The 15,538-nt window shown below is 66.2% G+C and carries 14 protein-coding genes; 8 read left to right on the forward strand and 6 right to left on the reverse strand.

Annotated features, from left to right (window positions below):
• Position 1 precedes the first annotated feature (1 nt).
• The 6 genes from QNI11_RS03480 to QNI11_RS03505 form a co-directional block, all read right to left on the reverse strand.
• On the reverse strand, positions 2-844 hold the full coding sequence (locus QNI11_RS03480) for an amidohydrolase (protein WP_283982358.1): 843 nt from the start codon (positions 842-844) through the stop codon (positions 2-4).
• Positions 844-1,923 carry a Gfo/Idh/MocA family protein gene (locus tag QNI11_RS03485; RefSeq protein WP_283982359.1) on the reverse strand — a complete coding sequence of 360 codons (1,080 nt, stop codon included), beginning with the start codon at positions 1,921-1,923 and terminating at the stop codon, positions 844-846. The genes QNI11_RS03480 and QNI11_RS03485 overlap by 1 nt, the downstream gene beginning before the upstream one ends.
• 76 nt (positions 1,924-1,999) lie before the next feature.
• Positions 2,000-2,992 carry a sugar-binding protein gene (locus QNI11_RS03490; RefSeq protein WP_283982360.1) on the reverse strand — a complete coding sequence of 331 codons (993 nt, stop codon included), beginning with the start codon at positions 2,990-2,992 and terminating at the stop codon, positions 2,000-2,002.
• A gap of 38 nt (positions 2,993-3,030) precedes the next feature.
• Positions 3,031-4,080 (reverse strand): ABC transporter permease, encoded by a 1,050-nt coding sequence (locus QNI11_RS03495; protein ID WP_283982361.1) that lies wholly within the window; start codon positions 4,078-4,080, stop codon positions 3,031-3,033.
• Positions 4,077-4,817, reverse strand: coding sequence for an ATP-binding cassette domain-containing protein (locus QNI11_RS03500; protein WP_283982362.1), 741 nt, complete (start codon positions 4,815-4,817; stop codon positions 4,077-4,079). The genes QNI11_RS03495 and QNI11_RS03500 overlap by 4 nt, the downstream gene beginning before the upstream one ends.
• 380 nt (positions 4,818-5,197) lie before the next feature.
• Positions 5,198-6,148 carry a sugar phosphate isomerase/epimerase gene (locus tag QNI11_RS03505; protein WP_283982363.1) on the reverse strand — a complete coding sequence of 317 codons (951 nt, stop codon included), beginning with the start codon at positions 6,146-6,148 and terminating at the stop codon, positions 5,198-5,200.
• A 215-nt stretch (positions 6,149-6,363) separates the two neighbouring features.
• Between QNI11_RS03505 and QNI11_RS03510 the strand changes: the two genes are divergently transcribed.
• The 8 genes from QNI11_RS03510 to QNI11_RS03545 all read left to right on the forward strand — a co-directional run bounded on the left by QNI11_RS03510 (position 6,364) and on the right by QNI11_RS03545 (position 15,534).
• On the forward strand, positions 6,364-7,650 hold the full coding sequence (locus tag QNI11_RS03510) for an ABC transporter substrate-binding protein (protein WP_283982364.1): 1,287 nt from the start codon (positions 6,364-6,366) through the stop codon (positions 7,648-7,650).
• 67 nt (positions 7,651-7,717) lie between these two features.
• Entirely contained in the window at positions 7,718-9,142 is a 1,425-nt protein-coding gene (locus tag QNI11_RS03515; protein WP_254698345.1) for a carbohydrate ABC transporter permease, read from the forward strand.
• A gap of 106 nt (positions 9,143-9,248) precedes the next feature.
• Entirely contained in the window at positions 9,249-10,328 is a 1,080-nt protein-coding gene (locus QNI11_RS03520) for a carbohydrate ABC transporter permease (protein WP_283982365.1), read from the forward strand.
• Between the two features lie 10 nt (positions 10,329-10,338).
• Positions 10,339-11,412, forward strand: coding sequence for an ABC transporter ATP-binding protein (locus tag QNI11_RS03525; protein ID WP_283982366.1), 1,074 nt, complete (start codon positions 10,339-10,341; stop codon positions 11,410-11,412).
• Positions 11,409-12,425, forward strand: coding sequence for a Gfo/Idh/MocA family protein (locus QNI11_RS03530; RefSeq protein WP_283982367.1), 1,017 nt, complete (start codon positions 11,409-11,411; stop codon positions 12,423-12,425). The genes QNI11_RS03525 and QNI11_RS03530 overlap by 4 nt, the downstream gene beginning before the upstream one ends.
• Position 12,426: 1 nt before the next feature.
• Entirely contained in the window at positions 12,427-13,428 is a 1,002-nt protein-coding gene (locus tag QNI11_RS03535) for a Gfo/Idh/MocA family protein (RefSeq protein WP_283982368.1), read from the forward strand.
• On the forward strand, positions 13,425-14,477 hold the full coding sequence (locus tag QNI11_RS03540; RefSeq protein WP_283982369.1) for a Gfo/Idh/MocA family protein: 1,053 nt from the start codon (positions 13,425-13,427) through the stop codon (positions 14,475-14,477). The genes QNI11_RS03535 and QNI11_RS03540 overlap by 4 nt, the downstream gene beginning before the upstream one ends.
• A complete protein-coding gene (locus tag QNI11_RS03545) occupies positions 14,458-15,534 on the forward strand; it encodes a hypothetical protein (protein ID WP_283982370.1) in 1,077 nt (358 codons plus the stop codon). The genes QNI11_RS03540 and QNI11_RS03545 overlap by 20 nt, the downstream gene beginning before the upstream one ends.
• Positions 15,535-15,538: the final 4 nt, after the last annotated feature.

Raw genomic sequence — 15,538 nt, forward strand, 5'->3', positions numbered from 1 at the left:
GTCAGGTCTCCAGTCGGTAGAAGCGTGTCGCGGTCGCGCCGAAAATCGCATGTTTTGCGGCGGCGTCCAGATGGTCGGTCAGGGTGTGGGCGAGGGTGTGCCAGTCTTCGTATTCGGCGCGCAGCCGCAGGACGGGCCAGTCGCTGCCCCACATCGTGCGCTCTGCGCCAAAGACGGAAAGCGCATGGTCGGTGTAGGGGCGCAAAGCCTCTGCCGACCAGTCGGTGTCGGCCTCCGTCACGAGGCCCGAGAGTTTCAGGAAGGCCTGCGTCTGCGCGAGGCCCGACATACCTTCGCTCCATTCGGCGTGGGCCTCGGGCGTATGGGCGCGGAGCTGCGGTTTCAGGCAATGGTCCAGCACCGCGCGCAGGTCCGGGTAACGGTCCAGCAGGCGGCGGAAGTTCGGCATGTGGCGCGGGAAACCCAGGCAGTCGAACGTCAGGTCGAGGTCGACAAGCGCGGCGTAGGCCCATTGCACGTCGTCCCGCAGCATCCAGTCGTCATCGGGCAGGTCCTGGATCATCGGGCGCACGCCCTTGAACTTCGGATGCTGTGCGAGCCGTTCGAGGGTGCGCGCCTGCGCACGGTCCTCGAAGTCGATCCAGCCGATGACGCCCGCCACATGCGGTGTCGCGTCGGCGATGCCCAACAGGTACTCAGTCTCTTCCGTCGTGGGTGCGGCCTGCACGAGGACGGTCTGCGCGACACCGGTCTTCGCCAGTCCGGGGGCAAGATCGGCGGGACCGTAGGGTCGGGACAGTACCGGATCGTCCTGAGGCATCCAGCCGTAGTCGCCGCGTGCGGGGTGCCAGAAGTGATGGTGGGCGTCGACGGTCACGGTCATCAGAACACGAGCCTCCTGTCGGTGCGCGGCACGCGGCGCAGCGTGGTCGCGTCGGGGTGGCCGGGGCGGGGCGGCAGGTCGATGCGCTGCGGCTGCCCGGTCTGCGCCGCCTCCTCGATGGCGCGCATGATGACCACGTCGGCGCGCCCTTCCGCCCCGTCGTTCTGCGGCGGCGTGCCCGTCTGGATGCAGTCGGAGAAATAGGCGATCATCGCGCCGAAGTCGTCGTTCTCCGCGGTGCGGACCTGTTCGACGACCTCTTCATCGGCGTGCCGGGTCAGGTGCAGCTCGTGCTCGAACTTGTAGCCCGGGTCGGCGGTCAACGTCCCCTTGGTCCCAAGCACCTGCATCATGTCGCGCGCGTCGGTGCCGAAGCTCGCCATGAACTGCGCCAGCCGGTCGCCGGGGAAGCGCAGGGTGACGGCGACCGTCTCGTGCGTTTCGGCAAAGCGCGGGTCGTTGTCGCCATGGCCGAACATCGCGATGACCTCGACGGGTTCGGACTGAAAGACATGGCGCGCGGCGTTCAGGCAGTAGACGCCCAGGTCCTGCAAGGGCCCGCCCCAGTGCCCGCCCTTCAGGCGGTGGTTGCCCGCGTCGATCTGGAACCCGAAGACGGAGGAGAAGAGCCGCGGCTCGCCGATCTCGCCGCCCCTGATACGGTCCAGCATGTCGATGGTGCCGGGATCGTGGTGCAGGCGATAGGCGGTCATCAGGTAGGTGCCCGCCTCTGCGTGCGCCGCGATCATCGCGTCGCACTCGTCCACCGTGATCGCCAGCGGCTTCTCGACCAGCGCATGGCCCCCGGCCCGCGCGGCGCGGATGGCAAAGTCGGCGTGGCTGCTGTTCGGCGTCGCGATATAGACGGCGTCCGCATGTCCTGCCGCGAGATAGCCGTCCAGGTCGTCGTAGGAGATCACGTCGGGGATGCCGTGGAAATCGGCCAGCTCGCGGGCGCGCTCCGGGTTGCCGGTGACAAGGGCCGTGACCCGCGAATTCCCGGTCTGGTGCACGGAAGGCAGGAAGGCGATCTGGCTGATCCAGCCAGCGCCGATCACGGCGTAACGGGTCTCTGTCATGCTTGGTCCGGGTGTCTTTCAAAAGAAGAACGGTGGCGCGGAATGCGCGCCACCGCCTGTTGTAGCCTGTATCGTCTTATTCGACGCAGGTGTCGATGTTCTCGTTCGTGCAGACGTCGAGACCGGTGTAGGTAGGATCCTCAAGCGAGCCGCCTTCCTTCAGGTCCTTGAGCATCTGCATGGCGAGGTAGCCCATCTCGAACGGACGCTGACCGACCAGACCGTTGCCCAGACCGTCCTTGGTCTGCGCGACCTGCATCGGCAGGGTGTCTGCCACGACGATGGTCAGGTCGCCGGAGGCCATCTTGTCCTTGTAGGGCTCGGCCGCGCCGCGATAAGCGTTGTCGAACCACTGGGTGAAGGCGCCGGTCGACAGGAACGCGGTCAGGTCGGGGTTCGCCGCAAGGATGTCGGTCATGCCCTGCACGGCGACGTTGCCGTCGTCGTTGGTGATCAGCGGGCAGCCCGAGATCTCGGTCCAGCCGCCCTGGCCGTCCAGCATGCTGCCCGGCGCTTCGCCCATGTCCTCGCCGGCCAGCGTGTCACGCGCACCCTTCAGGCGCTCGTTGTGGTTGGCCGCAGCGGCACCGCCGGTCTGCAGGCAGATCGTGCCGCCGTCAGGGTGACGGGCCTGAACCAGCTTCGCAAGTTCGACGCCGATGTCGTAGTTGTTGGTGCCGACGAAGGCCGCGCGCAGCCCCTTGTCTTCTTCCAGAAGGTCCGCGTCCCACGTGATGACAGGGATGCCTGCGGCTTCGGCCTCCTGCAGGGTCTTCGCCATGGCGGGCGCGTTCGAGGGCGACACCGCGATGCCGTCCACACCCTTGGTGATGAGGTCCTGCACGATCTGGATTTGCTCCAGCTCGGTGTGCTCACCGGGGCCGATGTATTCGCAGGTCACGCCTTCGATTTCTTCCTGCGCCTTGTAGCAGCCGTCGCGGGCGAGGTCGAAGAACGGGTTGTTCATCGCCTTGGGCACGAGGGCGAAGGTGTAGCCGCCGTGGCTTTCGGCAAAGGCCGGTGCCGCGAGGGCGCCCAGCAGGGCCGTGGCCGTCAGTAGTTTCTTCATGCGTATATCCTCCCTGAATTAGCATGAAAGTCCGGGGGTTATTTGCCCCCGCGATTGCGGATCTGTTCCAGGAGCACCGCGAGGATGAGGAACAGACCGACAAAGAATTGCTGCCAAAGCGCGGGTATCCCGGCGAGCAGAAGCGAGTTCCGGATCAGTTCGACCAGCGCGGCCCCGATGGGCGCGCCAAGCGCATAGACCACGCCGCCCATCAGGTTGGCGCCGCCGATGACAGTCGCCGCGATGACGTTCAGCTCGTAAGTGACGCCCATCGCGTTGGTGGCCGAGCCGGTGTAGCCGATGAACATGAAGGCCGCGATCCCGGTGCACATGGAGCACACCATGTAGACCGACACGATCACCCGCTCGACCGGGATACCGGCCAGCTTTGCCGCATGGGCGTTGCCGCCGATGGCGATGACCCAACGGCCCCATTGGGTGAAGCGCCAGACCCACAGGAACAGCAGTGTCATGATGATGAGCACCCATACGACGTTCGGAATGCCCAGAACGTCGCCGCCGCCGATCCATTCGAAGATCTCCTGGTCGGGGCCGAATTCGTAGATCATCTTGTTGTTCGACACGACCATCGCGACGGATCGCGCCATGGCCAGCATGCCCAGCGTCACCACGAAGGGCGCGAGCCGGACGTAGGCAATGAGCACGCCGTTGATGAAACCGACGATGGCGGCGGTCACCATGCAGACGACGAAGCCGGCCTCGACCCCCCATCCGGCCTGCAGCACGAGGGCGAGGTTGATACCGCACAGCCCCAGAAGGGAGCCGACGGACAGGTCGATTCCGGCCGTACAGATCACCGCCGACATCCCCAGTGCCATGATCCCGAAATAGGCCATGTTGCGGGTGATGTTGAACATGTTGCGTTCGGTCATGAAGGCGTCGGAGACAAAGCTCATGACCAGCGCGATGAACAGGATCGCGATGAAGACCCAGAAGGGCTGGGTCCGGATCATGGCTCCGAAACCCGTGACCTCCTGCCGCGACGTGATGCTGTCGTCGATGGCCGCGTGGTCGATCGGCTGCTGCGCCGTCTTGGCGTGATCTTCGGTGGGGGTGGTGTCGGTCATGCTGCTTCGATCGCTCCGATGATGAGTCCGGTGACCTCTTCGGGGGTCGTGTCGTTGATGCGCTTGTCGGCCACCTTGGTGCCGCGCCGCAGGACGGCGACCCGGTCGCAGACGTCGAAGACGTCCGGCATGCGGTGGCTGACGAGGATGACGGCGTGGCCGGTGTCCTTCAGGCGCTTGATGAGGGCGAGGACCTCCTTCACCTGCCGGACGGAGATCGCGGCGGTGGGTTCGTCCATCAGTACCAGCTTCGGGTCCGACAGCCGGGTGCGGGCGATGGCGACCGCCTGCCGCTGGCCGCCCGACATCTGCTTGACCAGGTCGCGGGGGCGGGTCTCGGACTTCAGCTCGCCAAAGAGTTCGCCCGCCTTGGCATACATGGCCTGGTAATCGAGCTTGCGGAAGGGCCAGACCCCGGTCGAGATTTCCCGCCCGAGGAACACGTTCGCCGCCGCCGTGAGGTTGTCGCAGAGCGCGAGGTCCTGGTAGACGATCTCGATCCCGTTTTCCCTGGCCTCGATGGGCCTGGTCATGTGCACTGGCTTGCCCTCGATCAGGATCTTGCCCGCCGTCGGAGAGAAGTTGCCGGCGATGATCTTCATCAGGGTCGACTTGCCGGCGCCGTTGTCGCCCATGAGACCCACGGCCTCGCCGGGCTGAATCGTCAGGTCGATCCCGTTCAGCGCATGGATGGCGCCGAAGCTTTTGGTGATGCCTTTCAATTCGATAAGGCTCATGTCGGTCTGGTCCTCCCTGTCCGCCCCGGCCTCTGACGTGCCGGGTGCGGGCTTTGTTTGTCGTCAGCGGCGTATGGCGCGCCGCCGTTTCAGAACAGGGAGAGAACGATCCGTTCGACGTGCGGAAAGGCGACAGCGGCGCTGTCGTTTCGTCCGTCTTCCTCCCTTCCAAGTGCCGCTGATTTTGCGCGGGTCTTCGTGCCGCTGCGGCTTTGGTATACCATCGTTGGCACGGCGGACCTGACCTGACAAGAAAATTCTTCGGGAAATGTTAGCGCTGGCCAGAGCACCTGTTACCGGGGGCATCTGGGCAGACAGGCGCCGCGAGACACCGCCCGCACTGACGGGCATTCACGGTCTGCCCCGAGGCGCGCCGCCCGTCAGGACCGTGTCGCGCACAGCGGTCCGGGCAGCGCCCGGCGCATGACGCTGGTCGATTTCTCGAGTGCGGCCTTGGGCGAGAGCACCTGGTCCTGGTGAACGAGGGACAACCAGCCATCGTAGTCGTTCAGGCACAACCGGTACGCGAATCGTGCCCACCAGTCCTCGTCATGACCGTAGCCGGGGGTGGCGTAACTCCACGCGCGGGCATTGATGTCCGTCAGGCAGCCGGTGTCGATATACGAGGTCGTGGCCAGCACCGGCGGGTTGATCATGATGTCGGTGACATGGACCCGGTACAGCGCATCCCCCAGCGCGTCGATGGAACTGATCGGGTCGGCCCCCATCAACATCAGTTGCGACGGGTCGAGGTTCGCGCCGATCTGCGGGCCGATGACGTCCCGGAGGTTCTGCAACGTGTGGACGTTGTGCACGCATTGCCCCGCATGCATCGTGATCGCGATCCTGGACACGCCGTTTTCCCGCGCCAACGCCGCCATGCCCGTCCAGAAGGGATAGAGCACGTCCTCCCATTGGTAGCGCAGCGCCGCGGTGTTTTCGGCCGAGTTGGAAGAGGTGATCCAGTTCGGCGCGGTGTCGGCGGCATTGGCGGCGGGCAGGCCGGACGTGGTGACCACAATTCCCACCCCGAGCGCACCTGCCAGCCGGATGGCATCTGCCAGCGCGTCGGCATGGTCGCGGCTCGACGGGTTGAGCGCATTGCCGGTCACATTCAGCGCCGAGATCTCCAGCCCGCGGGCGGCGAACGCCCTGAGGTAGGCATCGCGCGCCCTCACATCCGACAGAAGCGTCGGCACATCTGCATGCGGTGTCCCCGACCAGCCGCCGACGTTCACCTCCACCCCGGCCAGGCCAAGCGTGGCGGCGGTGTCCAGCATCTCTTCGAACGGCAGTTGATGCAGGCTGTCGGAAAGTGTTCCGAGTTTCATGGGCTGGTCCTTCGGTATCTAACTCCAAGGCTTAACGCGGCCGAGGTAAAGGAGAGCTTTCCCCTTGCGAAAAATCCCCCGCGGGCCAGCGCATCGAGGGGCAGTAGCAATCGTGCATCAATCTGGTCGGTAGCAGGTTGACCCGGGCCGCGACCGACCGCAGTATCCCGGCAGATCCCTGCGGCAAAGCGGGGACGACATGGGAGGAATTCGTAATGCTGACAAGACGCGGAGCGCTGCGCGCCGTCGTGGCCGGATCCGTTTCGGCCCTTGCCCTGACCGCCGGAGCGGCCCAGGCCGTGGAACTCGACCTGATGATCTCGGACGTGGACGGCAAGGCAGCCATCATCCAGGAGTTCGCGGAACGCTACCAGGAGCAGAACCCGGACGTTCAGATCACGCTCAACGCCGTGGGCTACAACGTGATCCGCGAGCAGCTTCCGATCCAGCTCGAGGCGGGCACCGGGCCGGACCTGTCGTTTGTCACCAACCTTGGCGGCATGCACCCCTATTACGTCGACCTGACCCCTCACGTCGATGCCGAGGCATGGGAAGCCGCCTATGGCGCGGTCCTGCCGTGGTACCGTGCGGGCACCGAGGGCGGCATCTACGGCTTCCACACCGAGATGACGGTGACCGGTCCCTACGTGAACCTCACCATGTTCGAGGAAGCTGGCGTGGACCTGCCGGAACCGGGCGCGACCTGGGAAGAGTGGGCAGAAGCCACGCAGGCGGTCATGGACGAGACGGGATCTTACGCCGGGATGGTGATGGACCGCTCCGGCCACCGCTCCGCCGGTCCGGCCATGTCCTACGGCGCCAAGTACTTCGACGGCGAAGGCAACCTGATTGTCGACGAAGGCTTCAGGACCTTCGCGCAGATGATGCTCGACTGGCATGAAAGCGGCCTTATGCCCGCCGACATATGGCCCGCCGCATCGGGCGCCAAGTACACCAACGGCAACGAGCTGTTCTTCAACCAGGAAGTGCCGTTCTACATGTCCGGATCGTGGAACACCTCGAACGTGCAGGACAACGTTGGCGACGCCTTCGACTGGAAGGTGGTTCCCGTTCCCTGCGGTCCCGAGGGCTGCGGCGTGATGCCGGGCGGCGCGGGTCTCGTGGCCTTCAAGTCCGGCGATGCGGAGAAGGAAGCCGCCGCGGCCGCCTTCGTCGGCTGGATGGGCGAAGAGGAACAGGCGCGCGAGTGGTACGCCCGCACCTTCGCGATCCCGGCGCACGCCGGGCTTCAGAAGGAAGGCCTGGATTACGAAGGCGCCGGCGCGACCGAAGCGGTGGCCGAAGCGCTCAAGACCTTCACCGATATGGCCGCTGCCGCCGCCGAAGAGACGCCGCAGGCCTACGACCTCCAAGGCTCGCAGTTCGGCTTCGTCATGTACAACGCGACCGTGCAGTACCTCTCGGCCGCGATGAACGGCGAACTGACGCTGGACGAGGCGATGGAGAAGATTTCCGAGGAACTGGAAACCAACGCCCGCTGACGGATGCGCACGGGGCGGCCTACGGTCCGCCCCGTCACGCCGCAGCCCCCTTGGAACGGGAGAGACCATGACACCGGCCGGACTGGCGATGACCATCCTCGGGCTTGCCTGGGTCGTGGGGGGCGCGGCGTGGCTTCTGAGCCACCGCAGCTACACCCTCCGGCAGGTGCCCCGCTTCTTCGCCGACCTGTTGGGGTTCCCGGTGGAGCTGTCGCAAAGCCTGTTCGGACGGATCGGCGTGCCCTACGCGCTGCTCCTGCCGAACATGCTGATCTTCGGCTTCTTCACCTTCCTGCCGATGATCCTCAACGTCTACGTCTCGATGACCGGCGGATCGTCCATCGCGCTCTTCGACCGGCCCTTCGTCGGGCTGGAGAAGTACCGGGACATCTTCGACTGCGCGAACATCTTCATCCCCAAGACCTGCAGCAACGCCGGTTACAACTTCTGGACCGGCATGTTCAACACGCTCTGGTTCGTGGTCATCCAGGTGCCCGTGATGGTCGTGGTGGCGCTACTGACCGCGCTGGTGGTCAACCGCAACATCCGGGGCAGGGGGTTCTGGCGGGCAATGTTCTTCTACCCGGTGATGCTGTCGCCGGTGGTCATCGCCAACATCTGGAACTGGGTCCTGCATCGCAAGGGGGCACTGAACGCCGCGATCGGCGGCACGCAGGACACGCTCTCGACACTCGCCGGGCTGTCGGGCTTCGACATCGCGGCGACCGTGGTCTTCGGCATCGTGCTGATGGTGGTCTCCGAGCGCACCCTGCGCGGCGAGGGCGGTCTCTCCACCGCCTGGGCGGGCGTCTTCTGCGGGGTCTTCGCGCTCCTGACCGCATGGGCACAGCCGCTGTCCATGGTAGGCCTGCCCGGCAGCGGCTGGCTGGGGCTGGCGCTGGCGGCGCTGCTCCTGTGGCTGGTGGCCAGCGAACGGGCCATCGCCCGCGCGGCGGTGATCGGCTTCGGCATCGCCGCCGTCCTCATGCTGCTGTCGATCCAGTTCGACGCGGTCTTCGACTTCGGGCGCTACCGCCCGGTGAACTGGCTGGTGACGCCCAACACCGGCTGGCCCTTCTTCTGGCTGGTCTTCGTCTTCTGCTGGTCGCACATGGGCTTCTACATGCTGATCCTGCTGGCCGGCCTTCAGGCGATCCCAGCCGACCTCTACGAAGCCGCCAAGATGGACGCGACGAAACCCTTCCGCGCCTTCCGCCGGATCACCCTGCCGCTCGTCATGCCAACCCTGACCGTCGTCCTCGTGCTCTCGCTCATCCGCTCCTTCCAGATCTTCGACGAGGTCTACCTGCTGACCGGCGGTGGCCCCGGGCGCGAAACCTTCATGGTCGTGCAGAACATCTACGAGGTTGCCTTCTCCTCGAACCACCCCGACTACGGACAGGCGGCCGCCGGATCCATCCTCATGGCGGTCGTCATCGCCGTCTTCACCTTCTTCCAGCTCTGGCTGACACGGAGGCAATCGGACCTGTGACACACACGCCATCCACCCAAAGAAAGGCGCCCGCCCTTCGCCTTGGCCGAAATACCTCCGCCGGAGGCATCCGCCCCCACCACCCGCACCACGGGCGGAGACCCGCATGAGCGTCGCCACCTTCCTTTCCCGCACCTCCGGCAACCGCGAGACCGCCGAACGCATCGGCATCCAGGACGTGCTGGCCTACGGTTACCTCGTGCTGGGCGTGCTGGTCATCCTGGTGCCGGTGCTCTGGACGCTGTTCTCCTCCATCAAGCCCGAGACCGCCGTCGACAGCTTCGATACCCGCATCCTGCCGATGAGCCAGGTGATGCAGGAGATCGACGGCGTGGGGGAGAAACCCGTCTGGATCTGGACGGCGGAGGACGGCACGGAGGCGCTGGTCTTCAAGGCAGGGCCGACGCGCAAGATCACGGAGGTGGCGCGGCTCGACGCCCCCGACGACGTCTTCGAGGTGCCGCGCGAACAGCTACGCGAGAAGGAGGAAATGCGCGTTGCGGTGGAGAACTACCTCGACCCGATCCTGAAGCGGAACGGGCAGGAGACGTTCAACTTCTTTACCTATCTCGCCAACTCCGTCTTCGTCACGGTGGCGGCGACGCTGATCACGCTGCTGATCAACGCCATGGCCGCCTTTGCGCTGTCGAAGTACCGCTTTCCCGGGCGGCTGACCTTTACCATCCTGATCGTCGCCACGCTGCTGATCCCGGCCTCGATCATCCTCGTGTCACTGTTCTTCGTGGTCTGGTCGTTCGGCATCTTCGGCTCGCTCTGGGGCGTGATCATTCCCGCCGCCGCCACGCCTACGGGGGTCTTCCTGCTCAGGCAGTACATGCTGACCATTCCCGACGAACTGCTGGAGGCCGCGCGCATGGATGCGGCGTCGGAATGGCGGATCTTCTGGCGGATCGTGCTGCCGCTTTCTCTGCCCGCGCTCAGCGTGCTGGCCATCCTTAGCGTGATCTGGCGCTGGAACGACTTCCTCTGGCCGCTGATCGTTCTGATCTCCGACCCGACGAAACACACGCTGCAACTGGGCCTCACCCAGTTCGCCGGAGAGTTCAACTCCGACTTCCACTACATCCTTGCCATGACCGTGGTGACGCTGATCCCGATCACGCTGGTCTTCGTCTGGCTGCAGCGGTTCATCACCACCGGCATCGCCACGACCGGGCTGAAATGACAGGTTTGACATGACCGACACGACCCACGCGCTGGAGCTGAACCAGATCCGCAAGAGCTTTGGCCCCGTCGACGTGATCCACGGCATCGACCTCGCCATCGAGGACGGCGAGTTCGTGGTCTTCGTCGGCCCCTCTGGCTGCGGGAAGTCGACGCTGCTGCGGCTGATCGCGGGGCTGGACGATCCGACCTCGGGCGACATCGTGCTGAAGGGCAAGCGGGTGAACGGCATCCCCGCATCCGAACGCGGTCTCAGCATGGTGTTCCAGAGCTACGCGCTGTATCCGCACATGTCGGTCCGCCAGAACCTGTCCTTCGGGCTGGAGAACATGCGCATGCCGCGCGAGGAGATCACGCAGCGCGTGGACGCCGCCGCGAAGATGCTGCAGATCGATCACCTGCTGTCGCGCCGTCCCGGGCAACTTTCCGGCGGCCAGCGCCAGCGTGTGGCCATCGGACGCGCCATCGTGCGCGAGCCGGTGATCTTCCTGTTCGACGAGCCGCTCTCGAACCTCGACGCCGAGCTGCGGCTGCAGATGCGGGTGGAAATCAGCGACCTGCACGCCAAGCTTGGCAACACGATGATCTACGTCACCCACGACCAGATCGAGGCGATGACCATGGCCGACCGCATCGTCGTCCTGCGCTGCGGCCGGATCGAACAGGTGGGCCGGCCGCTCGACCTCTACAACACCCCGGCGAACCGCTTCGTCGCAGGTTTCATCGGCGCGCCGCAGATGAACTTTCTGAACGGGGTTCTGGAAGGCGGTGTGCTGAAGCTCGACTGCGGGATGGTCCGCGACGTGCCCTGCGCCCACGCGGGCAAGGTCACGCTGGGCATCCGCCCGGAACGGATCGGCGTCTCGCTCGACGGGCACGGGGACGAGGTCATTACGGTCGAGAACTACGAACATCTCGGCGCCGTGACCTACATCTACGGCGCCTTCGCGAACGGCGAACGCCTGACCGTGCAGCACGCCCACCAGATCCCGCTGAAGCGCGGGCAACAGATCGGCGTGACATTCCCCACCGAAGCGTTCCATCTGTTCGGGGAAGACGAAAAGACACTGGAGATGACACGGTGAAATGCGCACTGATCGGCCTTGGCATGGTCTCGAAGACCTACGGCGACGCGATTGCCAACTGCGAGACGGTGGACCTGTCGCTGGTCTACGCGCGCAGCCCAGACGCGCGCGAGTCATTCCTTTCCGACTGGCCGCAACTGAACGCGCGGGCGGCGTCGGGAGTGGACGAGATCGCCGCCGCCGACGTTGACTTCGTGATCCTGACGACACCCCCCAACGCGCGCTCCGAGATCGTCGAGACGCTGGCTGCGGCGGGCAAGCCGATCCTGATGGAGAAGCCGGTGGAGCGCACGCTGGAAGCCGCCACCGCTCTGGTCGAACGGTGCGAGGCGGCGGGCGTGCCGCTGGGGATCATGCTCCAGCACCGCGCCCGCCCCGTCGTTGCCGACCTGCGCGCGGTGATCGGCGACCTGGGACCCCTGCGCATGGCCGAGGTCAACGTGCCGTGGTGGCGTCCGCAGGCCTATTACGATGAGCCGGGCCGCGGCACCTACGCGCGCGACGGCGGCGGGGTCATGATCTCTCAGGCGATCCACACCATGGACCTGATGTTGTCGCTGACCGGCTCGGTGGCCGAGGTCTCAGCAATGTCCGCCACGACCGGGTTCCACGACATGGAATCCGAGGACTTCGTCTGCGCCGGGCTGCGCTTTGCCAACGGCGCGGTCGGGCAACTGTTCGCGACGACCGCCAGCTTCCCGGGGAGGGGAGAGACCGTCACCCTGCATTTCGCCGAGGGCTCCGCGCACCTCGAAGCCGGGCAATTGAAGATCGACCGCCGCGACGGCGCGTCCGAGGTGCTGGGGCAGGCTGCGACCTCGGGTGCGGGGGCGGACCCGATGGCCTTCACCTCCGACTGGCACCGCTTCGTGATCGAGGACTTCGCACATTCTCTGACCGACAAGCGTGCGCCGCTTGTCCCGGGGCGCGACGCGCTGGAGGTGCACCGCCTGATCGCGGCACTCGAAAAGGCCGGGCGCACCGGCACGACCGTTTCCCTGAAGGATATCTGACATGAGCCTGAAGCTGGGCGTACTGGGCATCGACCACGGGCATATCTTCGGAATGCTCGGCGGCATGAAGGCGCTGGGGTGTACCTGCGCGCAATACTGGACGGACGGCCCCGCCGTTACCGAGGACAAGTTCAACGAGGTCTTCCCGGAGGTGGCCCGCGTCAGCGACCGGCGCGAGATCCTCGACGCCGATCTGGACATGATCCTGATCTCCGCCGTGCCGGCCGACCGCGCCGCACTGGCGATCGAGGCAATGGAAGCGGGCAAGGATGTCATGGTCGACAAGCCGGGCTGCACCACGCTGGAGCAGCTCGACGCGATCCGCGACTGCGTGGCCCGGACGGGCCGTATCTGGTCGGTGAACTTCTCCGAGCGGTTTCAGGTGCGGGCGGCGGCCAAGGCATCGGAACTGGCGGCCGCGGGCGCCATCGGACGCGTCGTGCAGGTTGTCACGCTGGCCCCCCACAAGCAGAACCTGAAGACGCGCCCCGAGTGGTACTTCCAGAAGGAGCGGTACGGCGGCATCCTCTGCGACATCGGCTCCCACCAGGTGGACCAGTTCCTGCATTTCACCGGCTCCACCGACGTAACCATCGCCCATGCGCTGGCAGAGAACACGACCCGCCCCGAGTATCCCGGTTTCCAAGACTTCGGCGAGATGACCCTGGTGGGCGACAAGGGGCATGGCTACCTGCGTCTCGATTGGTTCACCCCGGACGGCCTGCCCACCTGGGGCGACGGGCGGCTCTTCCTGCTGGGCACTGAGGGCACCATTGAATGCCGGAAATACACCGACATCGGACAGCCGCACCGCACCGATAACCTCTATCTCGTGAACGCGGAGGAGAACGTGCACATCGACTGCCGCGATGTGGAACTGCCCTACTTCGGGCGCCTCATCGCGGACGTGCAGGACCGGACGGAAACGGCTGCCACGCAGGCCCACACCTTCCGCACGATGGAGATCGCGATCCGGGCGCAGATGAAGGCGGACGGACTGTGACGCGGGTCGCCATCATCGGCGCGGGCATCGGGGCCGAACACCTCGCCGCCTATGCCGAACTCCCCGAACTGTTCGAGGTGGCGACGGTCTGCGACCTGAACCTCGCCCGGGCCGAGGCGGTCGCCTCTCGCCATGGTATCCCGGCGACGGCGGATTTCGACGCGGTGCTGGCGTCGGATGTCGACCTGATCGACGTCTGCCTGCCGCCGCACCTGCATCTATCTGCCTGCCTCAGGGCGCTGGAGGCGGGCAAGGACGTGGTCTGCGAAAAGCCCCTCGTCGCCTCGCTGGCCGAGGCGGACCAGTTGATCGCCAAGGCGGCAGAGACCGGGGGCAGGGTCTTTCCGGTGTTCCAATACCGTTTCGGCCTCGGCACCGCGCAGCTGCGCGCCATCGTCGACGCCGGGCTGGCGGGCAAGCTTTATGCCGGCACGATCGAGACGCACTGGAACCGCGATGCCGCCTATTACGCCGTGGACTGGCGCGGGACATGGGCCGGAGAGCGGGGTGGCGCGATTCTCGGCCACGCGATCCACATCCACGATTTCCTTCCGGCGTTCCTCGGCCCCGTCGCGCGCGTCTACGCCGAACTGGCGACCCGGGTGAACGAGATCGAGGTGGAGGACTGCGCCGCCCTGTCGCTGCGCATGAAGAGTGGCGCGGTCCTGACGTCCTCGGTCACTCTGGGCGCGGCGACGGACACCACGCGGATGCGGCTGGTCTTCGAGGGCGTGACGGTCGAGACCGGCCTGTCGCCCTACAAGCCCGCCCAGTCCGCATGGCAGTTCACCCCGCGCGCACCGGTCACGGCCGAGCAGATCGAAGAGGTGCTGTCCGGGGTCGGCCCGCAGGATGTCGGCTTCACCGGGTTCTTCCGCGCGGTCGGAGAGGCCCTGGCCGGGAAGGGCGGGCGCGAGGTGACTCTGGCCGACGGACGCCGGTCGCTGGAGTTCGTCAGCGCGATCTACCAGTCGTCCCGCACAGGCCTGCCGGTCAACCTGCCGCTGGGGCCTGAATTCCCGCTCTACGATGGCTGGCTGCCCGCCTGAGGCATGGACCGGGCTGACAACCCTGCCGGCGATGGCCGGCGGGGTGGAGGACTTCGACGCGCTCTACGGTGCACTGCCTGCCCCGCCGGATGCCGTGTCGTTCGAACGCATCGCAACCCCCGAACCCGGCATGGAGCGGATCGTCATCGAGGTGACGGTCGGGGTGCGTCGCCTGCGGGTCGATGCCGGGCTGTGGTTGCCGCCGGGCGCCGGGCCGTTTCCGCTGGTGGCGGGGCTGGACTTCCTTGGTCCCGTGGGCATCACCACCTCTGACGTTTTCCCCTGTGATCCTTACGCCATGGTGCAAGCGCCTGAGGCGCTGGGAGGGCATGGCCCATTGCAGGAGTTCCAGCGCGGGGCGATCGCCTACCGCTGGCCGGTGAAGATGCTCTGCGACCGGGGATACGCGGTGCTCGTCAGTTGCTACGGGTCGTGGGTGCCGGATTCGCAGGCTGCCTGGGACGATACCGGGGTGAGGCCGCTGACCGGGGCGACAGATGCCGGTGCGATTTCCCTCTGGGCCTGGGCGATCATGCGTTTGCTCGATGTGGCGCAGCGCTTGCCCGGGATCGACCCCAAGCGCCTTGCCGTGGCCGGGCATTCGCGGTTGGGCAAGGCGGCGCTCTGGGCCGCGGCGCAGGATACCAGAATCACGGCTGTCTGGGCCAATGCGTCCGGCTGTTGCGGTGCCGCGCCCGAGGTGCACGGCATCGGCGAAACCCGCGCGCAACTGATCGGGAGGTTTCCGCACTGGCTTCGGCAGGGTGGTCCTGGGGCCAATGGCGTACCGGATCAGCAGGCTCTGCTCGCTCTCTGCGCCCCGCGGCGGCTGTACCTGTCCGGTGCGGTGGGCGACCTCTGGGCCGATCCGGTGGGCAGTTACCTGGCGCTCACCACGGTCGGCGGAGAGGATTGGCCCGATGTGGCGTCCATGTGGGACCCGGGCCGACAGATCCTGCGCGGAGCGTCGGGGTGGCATCTGCGCCCGGGAGGACACGAGATGCTGCCCCATGACTGGATGCGCTTTCTGCACTTCCTCGACGCCACCGGTTTCTGAGGCG

The organism is Sagittula sp. MA-2 (assembly GCF_030126985.1).
GTDB lineage: Bacteria > Pseudomonadota > Alphaproteobacteria > Rhodobacterales > Rhodobacteraceae > Sagittula.

Excerpts from the sequence above, each read along its gene's own strand:
- QNI11_RS03535 (WP_283982368.1), top strand. The coding sequence starts at position 12,427 with ATGAGCCTGAAGCTGGGCGTACTGGGCATCGACCACGGGCATATCTTC.
- QNI11_RS03525 (WP_283982366.1), top strand. The coding sequence starts at position 10,339 with ATGACCGACACGACCCACGCGCTGGAGCTGAACCAGATCCGCAAGAGC.
- QNI11_RS03490 (WP_283982360.1), bottom strand. The coding sequence starts at position 2,992 with ATGAAGAAACTACTGACGGCCACGGCCCTGCTGGGCGCCCTCGCGGCA.
- QNI11_RS03480 (WP_283982358.1), bottom strand. The coding sequence starts at position 844 with ATGACCGTGACCGTCGACGCCCACCATCACTTCTGGCACCCCGCACGC.
- QNI11_RS03505 (WP_283982363.1), bottom strand. The coding sequence starts at position 6,148 with ATGAAACTCGGAACACTTTCCGACAGCCTGCATCAACTGCCGTTCGAA.
- QNI11_RS03510 (WP_283982364.1), top strand. The coding sequence starts at position 6,364 with ATGCTGACAAGACGCGGAGCGCTGCGCGCCGTCGTGGCCGGATCCGTT.
- QNI11_RS03520 (WP_283982365.1), top strand. The coding sequence starts at position 9,249 with ATGAGCGTCGCCACCTTCCTTTCCCGCACCTCCGGCAACCGCGAGACC.
- QNI11_RS03500 (WP_283982362.1), bottom strand. The coding sequence starts at position 4,817 with ATGAGCCTTATCGAATTGAAAGGCATCACCAAAAGCTTCGGCGCCATC.
- QNI11_RS03495 (WP_283982361.1), bottom strand. The coding sequence starts at position 4,080 with ATGACCGACACCACCCCCACCGAAGATCACGCCAAGACGGCGCAGCAG.
- QNI11_RS03515 (WP_254698345.1), top strand. The coding sequence starts at position 7,718 with ATGACACCGGCCGGACTGGCGATGACCATCCTCGGGCTTGCCTGGGTC.
- QNI11_RS03485 (WP_283982359.1), bottom strand. The coding sequence starts at position 1,923 with ATGACAGAGACCCGTTACGCCGTGATCGGCGCTGGCTGGATCAGCCAG.
- QNI11_RS03545 (WP_283982370.1), top strand. The coding sequence starts at position 14,458 with ATGGCTGGCTGCCCGCCTGAGGCATGGACCGGGCTGACAACCCTGCCG.